This is a genomic window from Alphaproteobacteria bacterium (assembly GCA_019695395.1).
GTDB lineage: Bacteria > Pseudomonadota > Alphaproteobacteria > JAEUKQ01 > JAIBAD01 > JAIBAD01.
Genome location: JAIBAD010000003.1, coordinates 27,563 through 45,240, shown reverse-complemented (window position 1 = coordinate 45,240; position 17,678 = coordinate 27,563). Strand labels below are relative to the sequence as shown.

Sequence of the window (17,678 nt, the reverse complement as noted above, 5' to 3'; positions counted from 1 at the left end):
CAAATTATGCATATTTTTACTTATTTTAATTTAATTTTGGTTTCATTCTTAGAGCAATTAGCCCAAGATTATGGTATCAGCGAACCTTTAGATAAAACAAAGATTTATAGTGAACCACCTAAGGATAATAAGCATGGTGATCTTACAACCAATGTTGCACTTATCTATAGTAAGTTATTTAAAATTAATCCCAAAGTTCTGGCAGAAAAATTTCAAATTCTTTTACAAAAAAGAGAAGAAATTAAAAAATGTGAAATTGCAGGACCAGGTTTTATTAATTTATGGGTTCATGATAAATTTTGGCATGCAGCTTTGCGAACTATTTTAGAAGAAAAGCTTAATTATGGCTCCAGTCAAATTGGTCATAATATATCTGTCAATGTTGAATATGTTTCGGCAAATCCCACAGGTCCACTACATCTTGCACATGCAAGGGGTGCTATCGTTGGTGATGCTTTAGCAGCCCTTTTAGCAAAAGCAGGATATTCTGTGACACGTGAATATTATATCAATGATGCAGGGGCCCAAGTCAAAGCTGTGGCCCATTCCACCTATCTTAGATATCGTGAAGCATGTGGGGAGATTATAGACCAGATACCGGAAGGCTTATATCCTGGGGATTATTTAAAAGACGTGGCACAAAAGCTTTTCAAACGTGATGGAACCAAATGGTTAAAAAGCCCCGAAGACCAATGGTATCCTGTAATTTTAGATTTTGCGCTTAAAGAAATTATGTCCATGATTCGTGAAGATCTTCGTGCATTGGGTATACATCATGATAATTTTGTTTCTGAGTACCAATTGATACAAGCGGGTAGAGTAGAAGAAGTTGTTAAATTATTGGAACAAAAGGAATTAATTTATACAGGTACATTGCCTCCTCCTAAAGGTGGAGAAAATCAGGAAGATTGGGAACCAAGACCCCAAATGCTTTTTAAATCAACCGAATATGGGGATGAGATAGATCGACCTTTAAAGAAATCTGACGGAAGTTGGACATATTTTGCCTCAGATATTGCCTATCATTTTGATAAATTTAAGCGTGGACATAAGGTGCTTATAGATGTTGTGGGTGCTGATCATGGTGGTTATGTAAAACGTATGGGTGCAGCTGTTGCAGCTATGACGGACAAAACTGTTGATCTTGATATTAAACTTTGCCAAATGGTTCGTTTATTAAGAGATGGTGAATTAATTAAAATGTCAAAAAGGGCAGGAACTTTTGTAACTTTAAAAGAAGTGATCCAAGAAGTTGGCAGTGATGTTATACGTTTTATTATGTTAACAAGAAAAAATGATGCTCAATTAGATTTTGATTTAAAAAAAGTAACGGATCAATCAAAGGATAATCCTGTCTTTTATGTTCAATATGCGCATGCAAGAGCTTGTTCTGTTCTTCGTCATGCTGTAGAATTGGGTAACGATTGGCAAAAAGATGATACATTTTTTACCAAATCAGAAGTGAATCTTTTAGTTGATGAATATGAGCTTATGTTAATAAAACTTTTAGCTAGTTGGCCATTAATGGTTGAAGCCGCTGCTTTGGCAAAGGAACCTCACCGGATAGCCTATTATTTATTTGATGTTGCTGCAGCTTTTCATGCTTTATGGAATAAAGGCAAAGATAATACAACAATGCGTTTTATATTAGATAATCAACCAAATTTAACCCAAGCACGCTTATCTTTAGTTCGTGCTGTTTCTTTAATTATTAAAAATGGATTAGCTGTTATGGGAATAACGGCAATTGAGGAAATGCATTAATGGCATCAATTTACCGACACGATCATCCCCTAGAATCTGAGGGTGAGGATGAAGACCAACAACATAGACCTTATAAACGTGGACCACGTTATTTTGAAGAAGAAGCCCCTTCAAAAGATTCAGATCATCTTTTAAATCAAAACTATCGAAATTATCAAAATTATGGATATTCAAGAGAAGATTTTCCAACATTGAATGAGGAAAAATTTTTAAAAAATAAACAAAATTTTGATCGTTATTCAAGAAATGAGGAATTGCCCTTATCAAGGCCTGTTGCGCCAAGACCTCGGGATCATCGTTTCCCCATTATTTTTGCTGGGTTAATATCTTTTTTATTGATGATGGTGGCTGGGATTATGGTTTGGAATAATTTATTTGGTTCAGCATCTTCCCCCCAAGCTGATGTTCCATTAATTAAGGCTGATAAAACACCTGTCAAAATCAAACCAGATAACGAAGGTGGTTTGAACGTACCTGATCAAGACAAAAAGATATATGAAAAAATTGACCCTACCATGTCAACGCCATCTGGGATAGCGTCTGGTATGAAACAAGATCCAGTAAAATTATCTACGCCACAACAAGAGGCAATTCTGCCTCCAACTTCTGCTGGCACAGATAATCAGGTTATTGAAACTCCACCTGTATCTTTATCAAATTCTTCTGTAGAAGTAATTGAACCATCTGATGCAAATAGAGATATGAATGTTTTGGAAACGAAAACTCCGCAATTACCGGGGCAGGTTTCTAGTGCTTTGCCAAAAACACAAAATAATAAAAACAATATATCATCAGCTAATATTACACCACGCGAACCATCTAAAGTGACTAGTGTCCCAACGACTATAGAACAATCGCCGCCTGTTGAAGAAATATCTGCCAAATCTCAAACAGTTAGCAAACAACCAGATGTTCAAGCTTCAATAAAAGTAGTTAATTCAGTTAATACGCCTAAAGCTATATTAAAAGGATCGTCTTATGCACAATTGGGATCATTAAAAATACCTGATGCTGCACAAAAAGAAATGGTTCGTATTAGCAAAGTGTATCAACAAAATTTAGAATCATTGCCATTAATCATCAAAAAAGTTGATCTAGGATCGACTAAAGGTATTACTTATAGAATATTAGCGGGCCCTTTAGCCGATACCGCTGCTGTAAATAATTTATGTGGGAAACTTAAGCAGCTTGGGCAAGCTTGCATTTTAGCTCGTTAAAAGAAAGATACTGATTGGTGGAATTCAAACTATCCACGTAAAGATGAAACAATTGAAATGGTTAATAAAACATGGAATAGGACAATGTTCTTCGACAATTTTAAAACCAGAAGATTGCAGTTAGTATTCTCTTTCTGCAAAGAAGGTTGTAAAATAAACTAAGCCTGCATAGAATATATATGAGTAAGAATAAAATAGGACATAAAATGCTAGACCATCTATCAATTGGGGTAAAAGATCTACAGCACAGTACAGCATTTTATGATGCTGTGTTAGAACCGCTGGGCTTAAAGAGATATATGACATTTCCAGATGATTCTTGTGGATATGGGATCCCTGAAGACCGCTTTTTCTGGATTGTTAAACCAGAGACAAAAGGTGAAATTGTTGGACAAGCTATGCACATTGCTTTTAAAGCGAATAGTCGTATAGCTGTTGATAAATTTTATCACAATGCTTTAGCAGCAGGTGGCAAAGATAATGGGAAACCAGGATTACGTCCAAATTATCATGCTAATTATTATGCAGCTTTTATTATTGATCCAGATGGGCATAAAATTGAAGCCGTTTGTCATTTATCTGCTTAGTATGAATATCATCCATTCTTATAATTGATTTTGGTTTATAATGAATAATAATTTTTCAAATGTTAAAGCAGTTATTTTAGGATGTTCGGGTCATCATCTTACCGAACAAGAAAAAGATTTTTTTCACAAACATAATCCGTTTGGATTTATTATTTTTACACGCAATATTGATAATCCTGATCAGGTAAAAAAACTTGTTCAAGAAATGAAAGCAACAGTTTCAGACCGATATGTTCCTATTTTAATCGATCAGGAAGGTGGAAGGGTGGCAAGATTACGTCCCCCTCATTGGCGTCATCCACCTGCAGCTGAAATTTTTAGCAAAATGAATGTGCAAAATCAGGCTTTAGCCCGCGAAGCTTTGAAAATAAATACGCAATTAATGGCCCAGGATGTTTTAATTTTGGGAATTAATGTTATTTGTGCTCCTGTTCTTGATTTAAGATTCCCAGGCGCCAGTGATGTTATTGGCGACCGTTCTTTTGGCTCTGATCCTGAAACTGTAGCTTTATTAGGGAAAGTTCAAGCAGAAACCTTATTGAATTGTGGCGTTATGCCAATTATGAAACATATTCCAGGGCATGGGCGTGCTTTGGTTGATAGTCATCATCATTTGCCTATGGTTAAAGAAAATATTGAAGAATTAAAAAAATATGATTTTCGACCTTTTAAAATTTTACAAGAAGTACCTTGGGCAATGACAGGCCATCTTATGTTTGAAGCTTTAGATCAAAATGAACCTGTTACAACATCTAAGATTATTATTCAAAAAATTATTAGAGAATATATAGGGTTCCAAGGTTTGTTGCTTTCTGATGATTTATCTATGAAAGCTTTATCTGGATCATTTGAAGAAAAAACGAAAAAAAGTATTGAAGCAGGTTGCGATATTATTCTTCATTGCAACGGTAATATGGATGAAATGAAAGCAATTATGAACGAGTGTCCATTATTATCAGAAATAAGCAGTATCCGACTTCAAGAAAGTTTAAAGAAACTTGCAAAAAATCCGGTAAAATTTGCTGAAAAGTTAGATCAAGAATTTGATAATCTTATGTCTTTATCATCATAGGATTATATTATTATGCAATTTTAAATATGGCAGAGTATATATTTAATATTTTTGCCTTTGCCTTACCTGTTATTTTCTCTATAACAGCACATGAAGCATCCCATGGTTTAATTGCTTATTGGTTTGGCGATGATACAGCCTATAGATTAAATCGAATTACCCTTAATCCTTTGCGCCATATTGATATATTTGGAACCATTATTTTGCCTATAATTTTATTTTTGGCGGGTGGAATCATATTTGGTTTTGCAAAACCTGTACCTGTAAATTTTTATAAACTATACCCTTATAGATTTGGTACAATTATGGTAGCGTTGGCTGGACCTTTAACCAATATTATATTGGCAATTTTATCAGGCTTTTTGATCAATGCAGCTCCATTTTTTCCATCAAATTTTGCGATATGGTGGATTAATATGTTAACCTTATCTATCCAATTGAATTATATTTTAGCTCTTTTTAATATGATTCCACTTTTACCACTGGATGGGGGGCGTGTTTTATTTGCTCTTTTGCCTTGGTCTTTGAATAAAATTAGATTTTTTTTTGAAAAGTGGGGTATAGCTTTATTATTATGTGTGGTTTTTTTAATACCTTTTGTGGCAAGTAAAATGGGTTATGATATTCGACCTTTAGCGTGGATTTTAGAACGTCCTGTCGGTTCTCTTTATGATCACACCCTTAATATTACTGTTTTTAATAAAGAATAACATAATGACAGATCAGCACGTATCACCTAGTACTTTAGATCCCAAACCCTTGATAACGGATCATCAATTTATTCTTAATCTTGCAGGATATGAAGGGCCATTAGATGCTTTGTTGAATCTAGCTAAAACCCATAAAATTGATTTAACAACAATTTCGATTCTTGACCTTGTTAATCAATTTCTTCTTTTTGTTGAGAAAGCAAAATCAATTAAAATTGAATTGGCGGCAGAATATTTGGTTATGGCTGCATGGTTGGTATATTTGAAATCCCGCTTGCTTTTACCGGATGAACAAAAGGATGAAGAAGAATTTACACCTGATCAATTGGCCGAAGCTCTGGCTTTTCAACTTAAACGGTTGGAAGCTATACAAAAAGTATCCCAGCAATTAATGGAAAGACCTCAATTAGGCAGTCATTTTTTTGTCAGCAAATTAATAATAGAAGGACCAAAAAAAAGAAAACGTTATATATATAAAAATAATCTTTATGATCTTTTAAAGGCTTATTGTGTACATATAGAACGGCAAAATGATCACCCTTCTTTAGAGATCGAACCTCTAACTTTATATTCAATGGAAGAAGCTTTTGATTATTTAAAGAAAATGATACCCATTCAGACGGGGTGGCAAGCTTTAACAAAATTTTTGCCTTCAATAAAATTATTAAATGATTTGCACGGCCGATCAATTTGGGCATCAACTTTTGTGGCAAGTTTAGAAATGGCCCGTTCAGGCCAAATACATATAAGACAAGATCAAGTATTTGGTCCTATATATATTAAAGCTTATGAGGATGAAAAGTGAAAGATCATTTATATAAATTACGATTATTAGAAGCATTATTTTTTACATCATCAGAGCCTATATCATCTGCGGATATAGTTAAAAGATTTTCAATATTAAAGGATGAATGTGATCAACTTCTAAACGACTTGCAGTCTTTTTATTCATCTCGTGGGGTAAATCTTGTAGAACGTGATGGATATTGGGCCATGCGTACCGCGCCAGATTTAGTTGCGGATTTAACAGAAGAAATTGTTATTCAACGCCGATTATCTAAAGCAGCTTTAGAAACTTTGGCTATTATTGCTTATCATCAACCTGTTACTAAAACTGAAATTGAACAAATACGTGGGGTTGCTTTATCTAAAGGAACTTTGGATATGTTATTTGAAATTGGTTGGATTGAACCTAAAGGTCGGCGTGAAACATTAGGTCAACCAGTGATTTGGGGAACAACAATACAATTTTATGACCATTTTGGATTGACAGGTAAAGATGATTTACCTTCTATTCATGAATTAAAAGCATCAGGTCTTTTGCAGACAGGATCATCATTAACTATATTAGGTATAAATAATGCTCAATTACCTTCTTTGCATAAAATTGAAGAAGAGCAACGTGGAGATTCTTTTGCTCATGAAGAAAATGAAAGCTTTTAATAATTATATATAGATTTTAATTTATTCCCCCTTTATTCTAATAGGATATATCAACGTCTATCAATTGATCCAATAATATAAGGAGCAAATTCATGGGAAGTTTAAGTATTTGGCATTGGTTAATTGTTTTAATTGTCGTGCTTATTTTATTTGGAAGTGGGGGTAAAATTCCTAAATTAATGAAAGATTTAGGCCAAGGTATTACAGCTTTTAAGCGAGGATTAAGAGAAGAAAAAGAGGATGGTCAAAAAGATAAAGCTGTTCGGGATCATACCCAGGATGATAATAAGAGCTAATAAAAATATTGGTTAGTTATGTTTGATATTGGATGGTCAGAAATAGGTGTTATAGTTTTTGTTGCTCTAATATTATTAGGACCAAAAGAAATACCAAATGCAATGAAGCAATTGGCATATTTTCTTAGAAAAGCAAAACAAATAACATCTGAATTTCAAACAAGTTTCCAACGTATCTTACATGAAGCTGAATTAGATGAAACACAAAAAGAAATTAATTCATTAATTCAGCAAAAAGATAAAGATCAAAAAGATTTAGTTTTTTTGGATCCAGCAGATTTCAATGATGAAGAAGAAAAAGATAATCATGTACCCCATATTCAATCTGAATATTCTCCACCATCGTTAAATACTGATACGGATAAGAAAAAAGAAAATTAATAGAATTTTATTAATAAGATGGTTAAAGAAAATCCAGATCAAACAAAAGTAATGCCATTGCTTGATCATTTGATTGAATTAAGAAAGCGTTTGCTTTATTCATGTGGTGCATTTTTTATAGCTTTTTTTCTTTGTTTTCATTTTGCTCAAGATATATTTGATTTTTTAGCAAGACCTTTAGCTATAATTTTATTAAATGAAACTGGTCGTCGTTTTATTTATACAGATTTAACAGAAGTTTTTTTTACGCAACTTAAAGTTGCGTTTTTTGGTGCTGCTTGTCTATCCTTTCCAATTTTTGCAACACAATTGTGGAAATTCGTTGCACCTGGCCTTTATAAACATGAAAAAATGGCATTTTTACCTTTTTTAATGGCTGCACCAATCATGTTTATAATAGGGGCTTCTGTACTTTATTATATTTTGTTACCTGTAGCTTGGCAATTTTTTCTTGGATTTCAAGTTAAGGCAGGGACAGGTACTCTACCTATAGAATTAGAAGCCAAAGTAGGTGAGTATATAAGTTTAGTCATGAAATTGATTTTTGCTTTTGGATTATGTTTTCAATTACCTGTTTTACTTGTTTTAATGGCTAAAGTTGGTTTAATAAGCTGGCAAACTTTAGCTAAAAAAAGGCGCTATGCTATTATTATCATTTTTGTTGTTGCGGCGATTGTCACACCTCCAGATCCAATAAGCCAGATTAGTCTAGCCATACCCATAATTTTATTGTACGAAATATCAATTTGGTGTGCTTATTTTATTCAAAAAAACAGGATAAAAAATGATAAAAATATTGTATAAAAACGAAAATCATATTTTAAAAGGGATTAGATCATGATTGATCTTAAACTTGTACGCGAAAATCCAGAATTTTTTGATGAAGCATTGAAGCGGCGAGGAATTGAAAATAAAGCTTCTATAATTGGATCACTAGATCAAAATTTAAGAAAAATTCAAAATGATTTACAAAATCTTCAAAAAGAACGCAATACACTTTCAGCACAAGCAGGTATTTTAAAAAATCAAGGGCAGGATATAGGTGTATTAACCAAACAAGTAACAGAAATTAAAGAGTCTATAAATAATCTAGAAAAGCAAACAGTCGATTTAGAAAAGCAACTTCAACAAATTTTATGGGGTATACCAAATATCCCTTTAGCCGATGTTCCTAATGGTTTAGATGCAAATGATAATAAGGAAATTCGACGTATAGGTACGCCTAGAGATTTTGATTTTTCTGCATTAACTCATGATATTTTAGGTGAAAAACTGAAGCTTATGGATTTTCAAGCTGCCGCAAAAATGTCGGGAGCCCGTTTCGTTTTGTTAAAAGGTGATTTAGCAAAGTTAGAAAGAGCTTTGGCACAATTTATGTTAGATCTTCATACCCAAGAATTTGGTTATTTAGAGATTTCTCCTCCTTTACTTGTTAAGGAAGAAGCTTTGTTTGGAACAAGTCAATTACCCAAATTTGCTGAAGATTTATTTCACACCACAGATGATTACTGGCTTATTTCGACAGCAGAAATTTCTCTTACAAATATTGTTATGGATAGTATTTTGGATTTGGATGATTTACCTTTGCGTTTTACGGCTTGTACACCCTGTTTTCGTTCAGAAGCAGGTGCTGCTGGTAAAGATACAAAGGGTATGATCCGTCAACATCAATTTAGTAAAGTTGAATTGGTAAGTATTGTGGAGCCTGAACAATCATTCAAAGAACATGAACGTATGACAACTTGTGCCGAAGAAGTTTTAAAAAGATTGGAACTTCCATTTCGTACCATGCTTTTATGTACAGGTGATATGGGTTTCGCATCACAGAAAACATATGATATTGAAGTATGGTTACCTGGTCAAAAAGAATATAGGGAAATTTCAAGTTGCTCTAATTGTGGTGATTTCCAAGCCCGTAGGATGAAAGCACGGTTTCGACGTGCTAACGAAAAAGGTACAAGATTTGTGCACACGCTTAATGGATCTGGTTTGGCAGTGGGCCGTACTATGATTGCGATTATAGAAAATTATCAACAAAAAGATGGTACAATATTAATACCGTCTGTTTTACAACCCTATATGAATGGGAAAAAGGTTATTAATTCACATGTCTGAAACTTTAAAAAATTCACAGAATTGTCGAATATTGGTCACAAATGACGATGGTATCTATGCTCCAGGTATTAAAGTATTACGTAAAATAGCAGAACAATTAAGTTCAGATGTATGGGTTGTTGCACCTGCCGTTGAACAAAGTGGGGCAGCTCATTCATTAACTTTAAGACGACCGTTACAAGTGGGTCAAATTGCAGAACGACAATTTTTTGTTGATGGGACCCCGACGGATTGTGTGTTAATTGCAGTCAACCAAATTTTACGTGACAAAAAACCCGATATTGTTTTATCAGGTGTTAACCGCGGTACTAATATAGGTGAAGACATAACATATTCTGGAACAATTGCTGCAGCTATGGAATCTGCTCTCCTTGGTATACCATCCATTGCTTTAAGTCAAATGCGTGATAAAGAACATAATATAGATTGGCAAGTTGCTGAACATTATGGACCTATAGTTGTTAATAAATTATTTCAAATGGATTGGTCTCCAAGTACATTAATTAATGTTAATTTTCCAAATTGTAATAGTAAAGATGTAAAAGGGATTCGTGTTGTAAGACAAGGAAGAAGAGCATCAACGATACAAGTTGCATCAATTACAGATCCCCTAGGTAGACCTTATTTGTGGATCGGGGATTTTACAAATAATCAATCTGCTGATCCAGATACAGATTTATCTGCTATTCATGATCAAGCAATTTCTATTACACCTTTACATCTGGATTTAACTCATGAATTAAGTTTGAAAAAATTAAAAGGGATTTTTTCTTGAGTTTAGAAGCACGTAAAATTCGTTTAATTATGTTGCTTCGACGTTCAGGCATTACCGATACGTCAGTTTTGGCTGCAATTGAACGTGTACCTCGCGAAATATTTGTACCTGAGCCATTTCAAGACCAAGCTTATGAAAACAAAACATTGCCGATTGGTCACAGCCAAACTTTAAGTCAGCCAGAAATTGTGGCTTCTATGACTCAAGCATTATCCCTTAACAAAAAACATAAGGTTTTAGAAATAGGAACTGGGTCTGGCTATCAAACAGCAGTTTTATCTTGCCTTGCTAAAAGAGTTTATACAATCGAACGTTATTTGCCATTGTTAAATGAGGCAAAAGAGCGATTGCATAAATTATGCTATTCAAATATTGTGATGCAACATGCAGATGGTTCTGTAGGTTGGATACAACATGCACCATTTGATAGAATCATTATAACAGCAGCAGCAGCAGACTTTCCTCATAATTTATTTGATCAATTGGTATTTAATGGAATTATGGTATTGCCATTAGGATCACATCGTGGCAAACAAGAACTTTATCGTGTAACACGTACTGAACAAGGACCAGTTTATCAATCTATAGGCCCAGTTAAATTTGTTCCCCTAATTAAAGGTAATCTTCCAAAAGATAATTAATTTTGAATTAAATTATGATAACGAAAAGAAATTATTTATCGGGCTATTTATTATTTATATTGCTTCTTTGTTTTTTAGTCGCGTGCAATCCATTAAACAAATATACGAAGAATGTACCACCTGTACCTTTAGCTAGCGCTGAGCCAATTGTAATTGGTACCCCCATTATGTATAAAGTAAAAGCTAAGGACACAGTTCATGGTTTATCTAATTATTATAAAATTTCCAAACAAAAATTAATAGAAGCCAATCAATTAAAACCACCTTTTCGTCTTTACGTTGGCCAATCTCTTATTATTCCTAAATCTTCTGTATCTATAACACAATTACCCCAAGCCCATGTAGTAGATAGAATAGTTGCCGAAATTCAGCCATTATCTGATGAAAAAAACAATACCCAAAATAAAAATGATAAAATAGAAGAAGCTTCGATAAATATTCCTAGAATGCAATTTCTATCCGAAAAATCAGAAAACAAAAATACGGTTTCTAATTCATATGAAGGTAAAAATTTATCTAGTGAGTTTAAATTACAAGAGCCAGAAAAGGCTATGGTTTTGCTTCCTGTTAAGGAAATGCCCAAACAAGATGATTTGATATCAGCATCAGAACAAAAAATAATGGATAATAATCTAAAAGTTAAAGAAGAAAAATTAGAGTTTTTTTGGCCGATAGAAGGAAAAACTATTTCAGAATTTGGACCTAAAAAAAATGGTGCTTATAATGACGGAATTAATATTGAAGTAAAAGAAGGGAAAGCTGTTAAAGCTTCTGCAGGGGGGATTGTTGCTTATGCAGGTAATCAATTAAAAGGTTTTGGTAATCTTGTCTTAATTCGTCATGCAGATAATTGGATTACAGCTTATGCGCATAATAAGAGTTTATTAGTAAAAGTAGATGATATAGTTAAAAGAGGTGATATTATTGCTGAAGCTGGTAAAACGGGATATGTATCAAAGCCACAGTTACATTTTGAAATTAGACAAGGTGAAAATGCTGTTAATCCTCTAGAATTTTTAAAAAAACAACCTGCTTTAGTTAGTTCAGCAGAAAATATAAAACAATAAGGTGTTTAATTGTATTGAAGGTATAATATTTAATTTTAGGTAAAAAATTAATAAGCAAAGGTTGCAATTCATGAAGCCACTGCTTATAGTCAAGAAGGATAAAATTATAAATGGAGCTCTTTATGATATTTTCATTAGCATATGCACAAACAACTGCGACAGCTGCATCAGGTAGTGGTGGTTTTCTAGTTCAATTGTTACCTCTTGTTCTTATTTTTGTAGTTTTTTATTTTTTACTTATTCGTCCTCAGCAAAAAAAAATGAAAGATCATAAACAATTGATCCAAAATTTGCGTAAAGGTGATAAAATTTTAACTTCTGGTGGTATTATTGCCCAAGTAAGTAAAATTATAAGTGATACAGAGCTACAAATAGAAATTGCTGAAGGTGTCAAAATACGTATTGCCAGGGGTGCTGTAAGTGAGGTTCTAAATCAATCAGAAAAAGATAAAAATGATGCACAAAATGAAACTGTAAAAGAAGAAAAAGTATAATTTTTATCCAATAAAATACTAATTTTTAGATAATGAATTAAGGTATGTTATGCGTCTTCATTTTGAACCTTGGAAAATTATTCTTATAATTTTTATTATTGTCATCGGATGCTTTGTTGCTGGACTTAATTTGTTTCCACGTAATATTATTGCGTCACTTCCTGGATGGTTACCTAAAGGACAAATTTCTCTTGGGTTAGATTTGCAAGGTGGATCACATTTATTATTGGAAGTAGATACAAAAACTCTTATTCGTGATCGACTTTTAAATGTTGTAGATAATGTTAGAACTGCGTTGCGCAAAGAAAATATAGGTTATACAGATTTAGGTGTTAAAGATAATAGTATTACTTTTCAACCACGTGATACAGGTAATATATCTGCAATTCGTGATATATTAGCCAGTGCTAATATAACTAAGGACATGACTTTAAAGGTTGGTGAAAGTGGTTTGATAGAATTAGAATTTCATGAAGATAGTCTTAAAAATTTACAAACCCAAGCCGTTGAACAATCGATTGAAATTGTCAGAAGACGCATAGATGAAACAGGTACAACAGAACCTACCATTATTCGTCAGGGTGATAACCGTATAGTTTTGCAAATACCAGGAGTTAGCAATCCCGAGCAAGTAAAATCAAGACTTGGGAAAACAGCAAAATTAGCTTTTAAATTAGTTGATGAAACAATTTCTCCCGCAATGGCTAAAGCAGGACAATTACCTGCGGGTTCTGAACTTCTTCCAGTTGCAGAAAATGAACGATCTGGTGGAAATGCTTTTGAGGTAATTCAAAGACGAATTATTGTTGGAGGTGAAGATTTGGTTAATGCAACGCAAAGTTTTGATCAAAACATGCCAGTTGTATATTTTGAATTTAACTCTTTAGGAAGTAGACGTTTTGGTGATGCAACGAAAGAGAATGTAGGCAAAAGATTAGCTATTGTTTTAGATGGTAAAGTGATTAGTGCACCTGTTATTAGACAACCAATCTTAGGAGGTAGTGGTGTAATATCTGGTAATTTTACGACCGAGTCTGCTAAAGAATTAGCACTCCTTTTAAGGGCTGGCGCTTTACCTGCACCTTTAAAAATTGTTGAAGAAAGAACAGTGGGGGCAGATCTCGGATCAGATTCAATCCAAGCTGGTAAACTTGCATGTATTATTGCTGTGGTTTTAATTGTGGGTGCTATGTTTCTTTTTTATAGTATTTTTGGATTATTTGCGAATATTGCGTTAATTTTAAATGGTATCTTATTGTTAGCGAGTCTATCATTATTAGGTGCAACCTTAACGCTGCCTGGTATTGCCGGTATTGTGCTAACTATGGGGATGGCTGTCGATGCTAATGTCTTGATTTTTGAAAGAATGAAAGAAGAAGCACGTAATGGAAGAGGGGTTGCAACAGCTCTAGATTATGGATTTAAAGAGGCGCAAAGAACGATTTTGGATGCTAACCTTAGTGCATTATTATCTTCAGTTATTCTTTTTATGCTTGGATCTGGGCCTGTGAAAGGTTTTGCGATTACCCTTTCTTTAGGGATCATTATTTCTATGTTTACAGCTGTTATGGTAACAAGATTAATGATCGCTATTTGGTATAAAAGAGCACGGCCTAAATCGTTACCAATTTAATATTGATGGAGTAAATCAAGTGTTTAGAGGTATTCATCTTATACCTGCAGGTACAAAAATTAATTTTATGAGATTTCATAAATTACTTTTCTGTCTTTCTGTTATTATGACTGTAGGTTCTTTTATTCTTGTGTTTACTAAAGGGTTAAATTACGGCATCGATTTTGCAGGTGGGCTTCTTTTAGAGGTGCGCACATCAACAGCCGAAGATCTTGCACAAATGCGTGAAAAATTTACTAATTTAAATATGGGAGAGGTTACGCTCCAACAATTTGGATCACCCCAAGATATTTTGATTAGATTGCCAATACAACATGAAGATGAAAATCAAACCCAACTTATTGATAAAGTTAAAAATATTTTAGGTGATACAGTTGAAATTAGACGAACAGAATATGTAGGTCCTAAAGTGGGAGGGGAATTAATTCAAACTGCAACCTTGGCAACCTTTTTAGCACTTGTTGGTATTGCAATTTATATTTGGTTTCGTTATGAATGGCAATTTGCAATTAATGCCATTTTGGCAACATTTCACGATTGTATTACCATTGTGGGTCTTTTTTCTTTAACAGGTATGGAATTTAATTTAAATACTGTGGCGGCTATTTTAACAATAGCGGGCTTTTCAGTAAACGATACTGTTGTCCTTTATGATCGGGTACGTGATGAGTTAAAACGTTATAAAACGATGCCTTTATATGATTTGATTAACCTTGCTATTAATCATACCTTATCACGTACAATAATGACGAGTGGTTTAACACTTCTTTCAGTTATTGCGCTTTATATTTTTGGTGGGGAGGTATTATATGGCTTTTCTATAGCGCTTATTTGGGGCATCATTATTGGTACATATTCATCTATATGCGTTGCGACACCTCTTTTACTTTATATGCGTTTAAGGCCCAATACATTTATAAAAGAGAAAGAAAATCAGTCTCAGCTTTCTACTTAATGATTAATCAAAACATTGAGGGTTGAATATTTGTGGTTATCACTTTTAAAAAAAAATGATTATGATAGATATTTAACCATACTTTTTGTAAAATCTAAATTTCGAGAACCACTAGCTATTTTATACAATTTTAATTATGAAATTGCATACATAACAACATCAGTAAAAGATCCATTAATTAGTCTGATTAAAATACAATGGTGGCAGGACCAAATTGATTATATATATAAAGATGATCAATTTATTCCGCCAACACCTCTACTTCGATCTTTAAAAGTAATTATAAAAGAATTTTTTTTACCTAAAAATTTATTTACACAAATTTTTACAGCAAGAAAGATAGGTATAGAATTAAATGTTTTTGAAACAACAAACCAATTTATTGATTATGCGCGTGATACATCATCACCATTGATTATATTAACTTTATATATTTTACACCAAAATTTTAAAGAGCCACTTAAACATATTTCTGATAATATGGGTATAGCTTGGGTCATAATAGGATTATTAAGATCTTTTGCTCATTATTTAAAACAAGATAAAATTTTCTTGCCCCAGGATAGATTATCCTTTTGGAATGTTGATGTAAAAAATTTAACTGATTGTACGTCGTCACATTCTTTAATTCACTTAGCTCATGAAATGGTAAATAATGCAGAAGAATATTTAATAAAAATTAGAGAATACAGATCATTTATAACGAAGGATAATATGCCCGCTTTTTTTATTGGTTATCTTGCCGAATATTATATTAAACGTTTAAAGTGTTTTCGTTACAATATCTTGAACCCAAATTTGAATAAAAATAAAATTTACCCTCTTTTATGGTTGTGCTATCGAAAATTTTTTTTCTTTGGTAAGAATAAATATTTATTTTTCTAAAATTTTTACTAAGATATAATAAATTATAATTTACAAGGATTATAGGTATGTCTTTTGAATATTCTGAAAAAATGACAGAAGTATTAGCATCTAGGTTTTGTCATGATTTGATTAATCCTATTTCTGCGATTGCTAATGGCGTTGAATTGATAGAAGATGGTGATACAGAAATGGTTTTACAAGTTGCAAATCTTTTAACACAAAGTTCTAAACGGGCTATGGCTTTATTGCAATTTTTTCGTTTTGCGTTTGGATCAGCAGGAGCAGAAAAGCCTACGGGATCAAAAGATTTACTGAATTATGCACAAGAACTTTACACTGAAAACAAAATTGTATTTGATTGGCAAATAGATTTGGATAAAGTTTTAGCACCAGGTAATGGGAAGATTATTTTGTTGGCAGTTATGATATGTGCTGAAGCATTACCGAGAGGTGGTACAATAATAGTAAAATTTAGTACTGAAACTAAAGAAAATGTTTTGTTTGTGCAATCACAAAATAATGTAATAAAATTAAATCCAGAAATTCATGACGTTATATATAATAATTCTAGCAATCTTACACCAAGAACTTTACCACTTCTCTTATTAAATTATTGTATTAATAAATTTTTAGGTAAAGCAAATTATGAAATAGATGAAAAAGCAATTTTATTGAAGATTATACTACCTTCTATATCAAATGATTCATAACTTTTAAACAATAAGCAATATTAACCAACCTTTTTTTGTAAAGCCTCTTTACCTTTTTCTGTATTTTCATCTGGATCACGAAGAACATAACCACGTCCCCAAACAGTTTCAATATAATTGCTACCACCAGATGCATCAGCAAGTTTTTTGCGTAATTTGCACACAAACACATCAATAATTTTTAATTCTGGTTCATCCATACCACCATATAAATGATTTAAAAACATTTCCTTGGTTAAGGTGGTACCTTTGCGTAATGATAATAATTCCAAAATGGCATATTCTTTAGTTGTTAAGCTAATAATTTGCCCATTCATTTCGGCTGTCCCTGCATCTAGGTTGACAACTAATTTGCCTGTTTTAATAATTGATTCTGAATGACCTTTAGATCTACGTACAATGGCATGAATACGGGCAATTAATTCACGTTTATCAAAAGGCTTAGTCAAATAATCATCAGCACCAAAACCTAATCCTTTGATTTTACTATCTAATTCACTTAGTCCAGATAAAATCAAAATAGGTGTATTAATTTTTGCTGCACGTAAACGTTTTAAAACTTCATAACCGTCCATATCAGGCAGCATAAGATCAAGAAGAATTAAATCATAATCATAGATTTTACCAATTTCTAAGCCGTCTTCCCCAAGACCAGCTGTATCAACAACAAAACTTTCTGCCTGTAACATTAATTGTATGGTTTGGGCTGTTGATGGATCATCTTCGACCAGCAATACACGCATGATCTTTCCTCCAGATTTTAGTTTATTGAATGTTTAATAATTAATCTTATAGTCTAGCTTATCATATTGGTTAATTTTTGCAATTTTTATTAAGATTTATTAACAAATTGTTAATATTTATTGAATTTATTAGATTTAGAAATTTTATTTCATATAAAATTAATTTCATATAATATTCATATATTTATTTATAAAATAAGCAAATAAA

Annotated in this window: 18 protein-coding genes and 1 pseudogene; 18 read left to right on the top strand and 1 reads right to left on the bottom strand. The window is 32.7% G+C overall.

Annotated elements, in window-relative coordinates; genetic code table 11:
• Window positions 1–6 precede the first annotated feature (6 nt).
• The 18 genes and pseudogenes from argS (at window position 7) to K1X44_01090 (ending at window position 16,727) form a co-directional block, all read left to right on the top strand.
• The gene (argS, locus tag K1X44_01175; GenBank protein ID MBX7145900.1) at window positions 7–1,764 is read left to right on the top strand and encodes an arginine--tRNA ligase; all 1,758 of its coding nucleotides are present in this window, start codon (window positions 7–9) and stop codon (window positions 1,762–1,764) included.
• The gene (locus K1X44_01170; GenBank protein ID MBX7145899.1) at window positions 1,764–2,981 is read left to right on the top strand and encodes an SPOR domain-containing protein; all 1,218 of its coding nucleotides are present in this window, start codon (window positions 1,764–1,766) and stop codon (window positions 2,979–2,981) included. Before argS ends, K1X44_01170 begins: the two co-directional genes overlap by 1 nt.
• Window positions 2,982–3,187: 206 nt before the next feature.
• Window positions 3,188–3,568 carry a VOC family protein gene (locus K1X44_01165; GenBank protein ID MBX7145898.1) on the top strand — a complete coding sequence of 127 codons (381 nt, stop codon included), beginning with the start codon at window positions 3,188–3,190 and terminating at the stop codon, window positions 3,566–3,568.
• 40 nt (window positions 3,569–3,608) lie between these two features.
• Window positions 3,609–4,640 carry a beta-N-acetylhexosaminidase gene (gene nagZ / locus K1X44_01160; protein MBX7145897.1) on the top strand — a complete coding sequence of 344 codons (1,032 nt, stop codon included), beginning with the start codon at window positions 3,609–3,611 and terminating at the stop codon, window positions 4,638–4,640.
• 26 nt (window positions 4,641–4,666) lie between these two features.
• Entirely contained in the window at window positions 4,667–5,350 is a 684-nt protein-coding gene (locus K1X44_01155; GenBank protein MBX7145896.1) for a site-2 protease family protein, read from the top strand.
• A gap of 4 nt (window positions 5,351–5,354) precedes the next feature.
• Window positions 5,355–6,155 (top strand): segregation/condensation protein A, encoded by an 801-nt coding sequence (locus K1X44_01150; GenBank protein ID MBX7145895.1) that lies wholly within the window; start codon window positions 5,355–5,357, stop codon window positions 6,153–6,155.
• Complete coding sequence (gene scpB, locus K1X44_01145; GenBank protein MBX7145894.1) at window positions 6,152–6,793, top strand: SMC-Scp complex subunit ScpB; 642 nt, start codon at window positions 6,152–6,154, stop codon at window positions 6,791–6,793. Before K1X44_01150 ends, scpB begins: the two co-directional genes overlap by 4 nt.
• A 92-nt stretch (window positions 6,794–6,885) precedes the next feature.
• Window positions 6,886–7,089, top strand: a complete 204-nt coding sequence (tatA, locus tag K1X44_01140) for a twin-arginine translocase TatA/TatE family subunit (GenBank protein MBX7145893.1) — start codon at window positions 6,886–6,888, stop codon at window positions 7,087–7,089.
• An 18-nt stretch (window positions 7,090–7,107) separates the two neighbouring features.
• Window positions 7,108–7,470, top strand: a complete 363-nt coding sequence (tatB, locus tag K1X44_01135) for a Sec-independent protein translocase protein TatB (protein ID MBX7145892.1) — start codon at window positions 7,108–7,110, stop codon at window positions 7,468–7,470.
• Between the two features lie 18 nt (window positions 7,471–7,488).
• Complete coding sequence (gene tatC / locus K1X44_01130) at window positions 7,489–8,274, top strand: twin-arginine translocase subunit TatC (GenBank protein ID MBX7145891.1); 786 nt, start codon at window positions 7,489–7,491, stop codon at window positions 8,272–8,274.
• 33 nt (window positions 8,275–8,307) lie between these two features.
• Window positions 8,308–9,585: a serine--tRNA ligase gene (gene serS / locus K1X44_01125; protein MBX7145890.1), complete on the top strand. Its 1,278-nt coding sequence runs from the start codon at window positions 8,308–8,310 to the stop codon at window positions 9,583–9,585.
• Window positions 9,578–10,360 carry a 5'/3'-nucleotidase SurE gene (gene surE, locus K1X44_01120; GenBank protein MBX7145889.1) on the top strand — a complete coding sequence of 261 codons (783 nt, stop codon included), beginning with the start codon at window positions 9,578–9,580 and terminating at the stop codon, window positions 10,358–10,360. Before serS ends, surE begins: the two co-directional genes overlap by 8 nt.
• Complete coding sequence (locus K1X44_01115) at window positions 10,357–11,001, top strand: protein-L-isoaspartate(D-aspartate) O-methyltransferase (protein ID MBX7145888.1); 645 nt, start codon at window positions 10,357–10,359, stop codon at window positions 10,999–11,001. Before surE ends, K1X44_01115 begins: the two co-directional genes overlap by 4 nt.
• 14 nt (window positions 11,002–11,015) lie before the next feature.
• Window positions 11,016–12,068 (top strand): peptidoglycan DD-metalloendopeptidase family protein, encoded by a 1,053-nt coding sequence (locus K1X44_01110; GenBank protein ID MBX7145887.1) that lies wholly within the window; start codon window positions 11,016–11,018, stop codon window positions 12,066–12,068.
• A gap of 122 nt (window positions 12,069–12,190) precedes the next feature.
• Window positions 12,191–12,562, top strand: coding sequence for a preprotein translocase subunit YajC (gene yajC, locus K1X44_01105; GenBank protein ID MBX7145886.1), 372 nt, complete (start codon window positions 12,191–12,193; stop codon window positions 12,560–12,562).
• Between the two features lie 49 nt (window positions 12,563–12,611).
• Window positions 12,612–15,150: pseudogene (gene secD / locus K1X44_01100) on the top strand (protein translocase subunit SecD).
• Between the two features lie 30 nt (window positions 15,151–15,180).
• Window positions 15,181–16,035: a squalene/phytoene synthase family protein gene (locus K1X44_01095; GenBank protein ID MBX7145885.1), complete on the top strand. Its 855-nt coding sequence runs from the start codon at window positions 15,181–15,183 to the stop codon at window positions 16,033–16,035.
• A 47-nt stretch (window positions 16,036–16,082) separates the two neighbouring features.
• Window positions 16,083–16,727 carry a hypothetical protein gene (locus K1X44_01090; protein MBX7145884.1) on the top strand — a complete coding sequence of 215 codons (645 nt, stop codon included), beginning with the start codon at window positions 16,083–16,085 and terminating at the stop codon, window positions 16,725–16,727.
• A 20-nt stretch (window positions 16,728–16,747) separates the two neighbouring features.
• Here the strand turns inward: K1X44_01090 and K1X44_01085 are convergent, their stop codons facing one another.
• Window positions 16,748–17,470 carry a response regulator transcription factor gene (locus K1X44_01085; GenBank protein MBX7145883.1) on the bottom strand — a complete coding sequence of 241 codons (723 nt, stop codon included), beginning with the start codon at window positions 17,468–17,470 and terminating at the stop codon, window positions 16,748–16,750.
• Window positions 17,471–17,678 lie beyond the last annotated feature (208 nt).

Bases quoted from the DNA above. Each gene is read 5' to 3' on its own strand.
- argS (MBX7145900.1), top strand. From the start codon at position 7: ATGCATATTTTTACTTATTTTAATTTAATTTTGGTTTCATTCTTAGAG.
- K1X44_01170 (MBX7145899.1), top strand. From the start codon at position 1,764: ATGGCATCAATTTACCGACACGATCATCCCCTAGAATCTGAGGGTGAG.
- K1X44_01165 (MBX7145898.1), top strand. From the start codon at position 3,188: ATGCTAGACCATCTATCAATTGGGGTAAAAGATCTACAGCACAGTACA.
- nagZ (MBX7145897.1), top strand. From the start codon at position 3,609: ATGAATAATAATTTTTCAAATGTTAAAGCAGTTATTTTAGGATGTTCG.
- K1X44_01155 (MBX7145896.1), top strand. From the start codon at position 4,667: ATGGCAGAGTATATATTTAATATTTTTGCCTTTGCCTTACCTGTTATT.
- K1X44_01150 (MBX7145895.1), top strand. From the start codon at position 5,355: ATGACAGATCAGCACGTATCACCTAGTACTTTAGATCCCAAACCCTTG.
- tatA (MBX7145893.1), top strand. From the start codon at position 6,886: ATGGGAAGTTTAAGTATTTGGCATTGGTTAATTGTTTTAATTGTCGTG.
- tatB (MBX7145892.1), top strand. From the start codon at position 7,108: ATGTTTGATATTGGATGGTCAGAAATAGGTGTTATAGTTTTTGTTGCT.
- tatC (MBX7145891.1), top strand. From the start codon at position 7,489: ATGGTTAAAGAAAATCCAGATCAAACAAAAGTAATGCCATTGCTTGAT.
- serS (MBX7145890.1), top strand. From the start codon at position 8,308: ATGATTGATCTTAAACTTGTACGCGAAAATCCAGAATTTTTTGATGAA.
- surE (MBX7145889.1), top strand. From the start codon at position 9,578: ATGTCTGAAACTTTAAAAAATTCACAGAATTGTCGAATATTGGTCACA.
- K1X44_01110 (MBX7145887.1), top strand. From the start codon at position 11,016: ATGATAACGAAAAGAAATTATTTATCGGGCTATTTATTATTTATATTG.
- yajC (MBX7145886.1), top strand. From the start codon at position 12,191: ATGATATTTTCATTAGCATATGCACAAACAACTGCGACAGCTGCATCA.
- K1X44_01090 (MBX7145884.1), top strand. From the start codon at position 16,083: ATGTCTTTTGAATATTCTGAAAAAATGACAGAAGTATTAGCATCTAGG.
- K1X44_01085 (MBX7145883.1), bottom strand. From the start codon at position 17,470: ATGCGTGTATTGCTGGTCGAAGATGATCCATCAACAGCCCAAACCATA.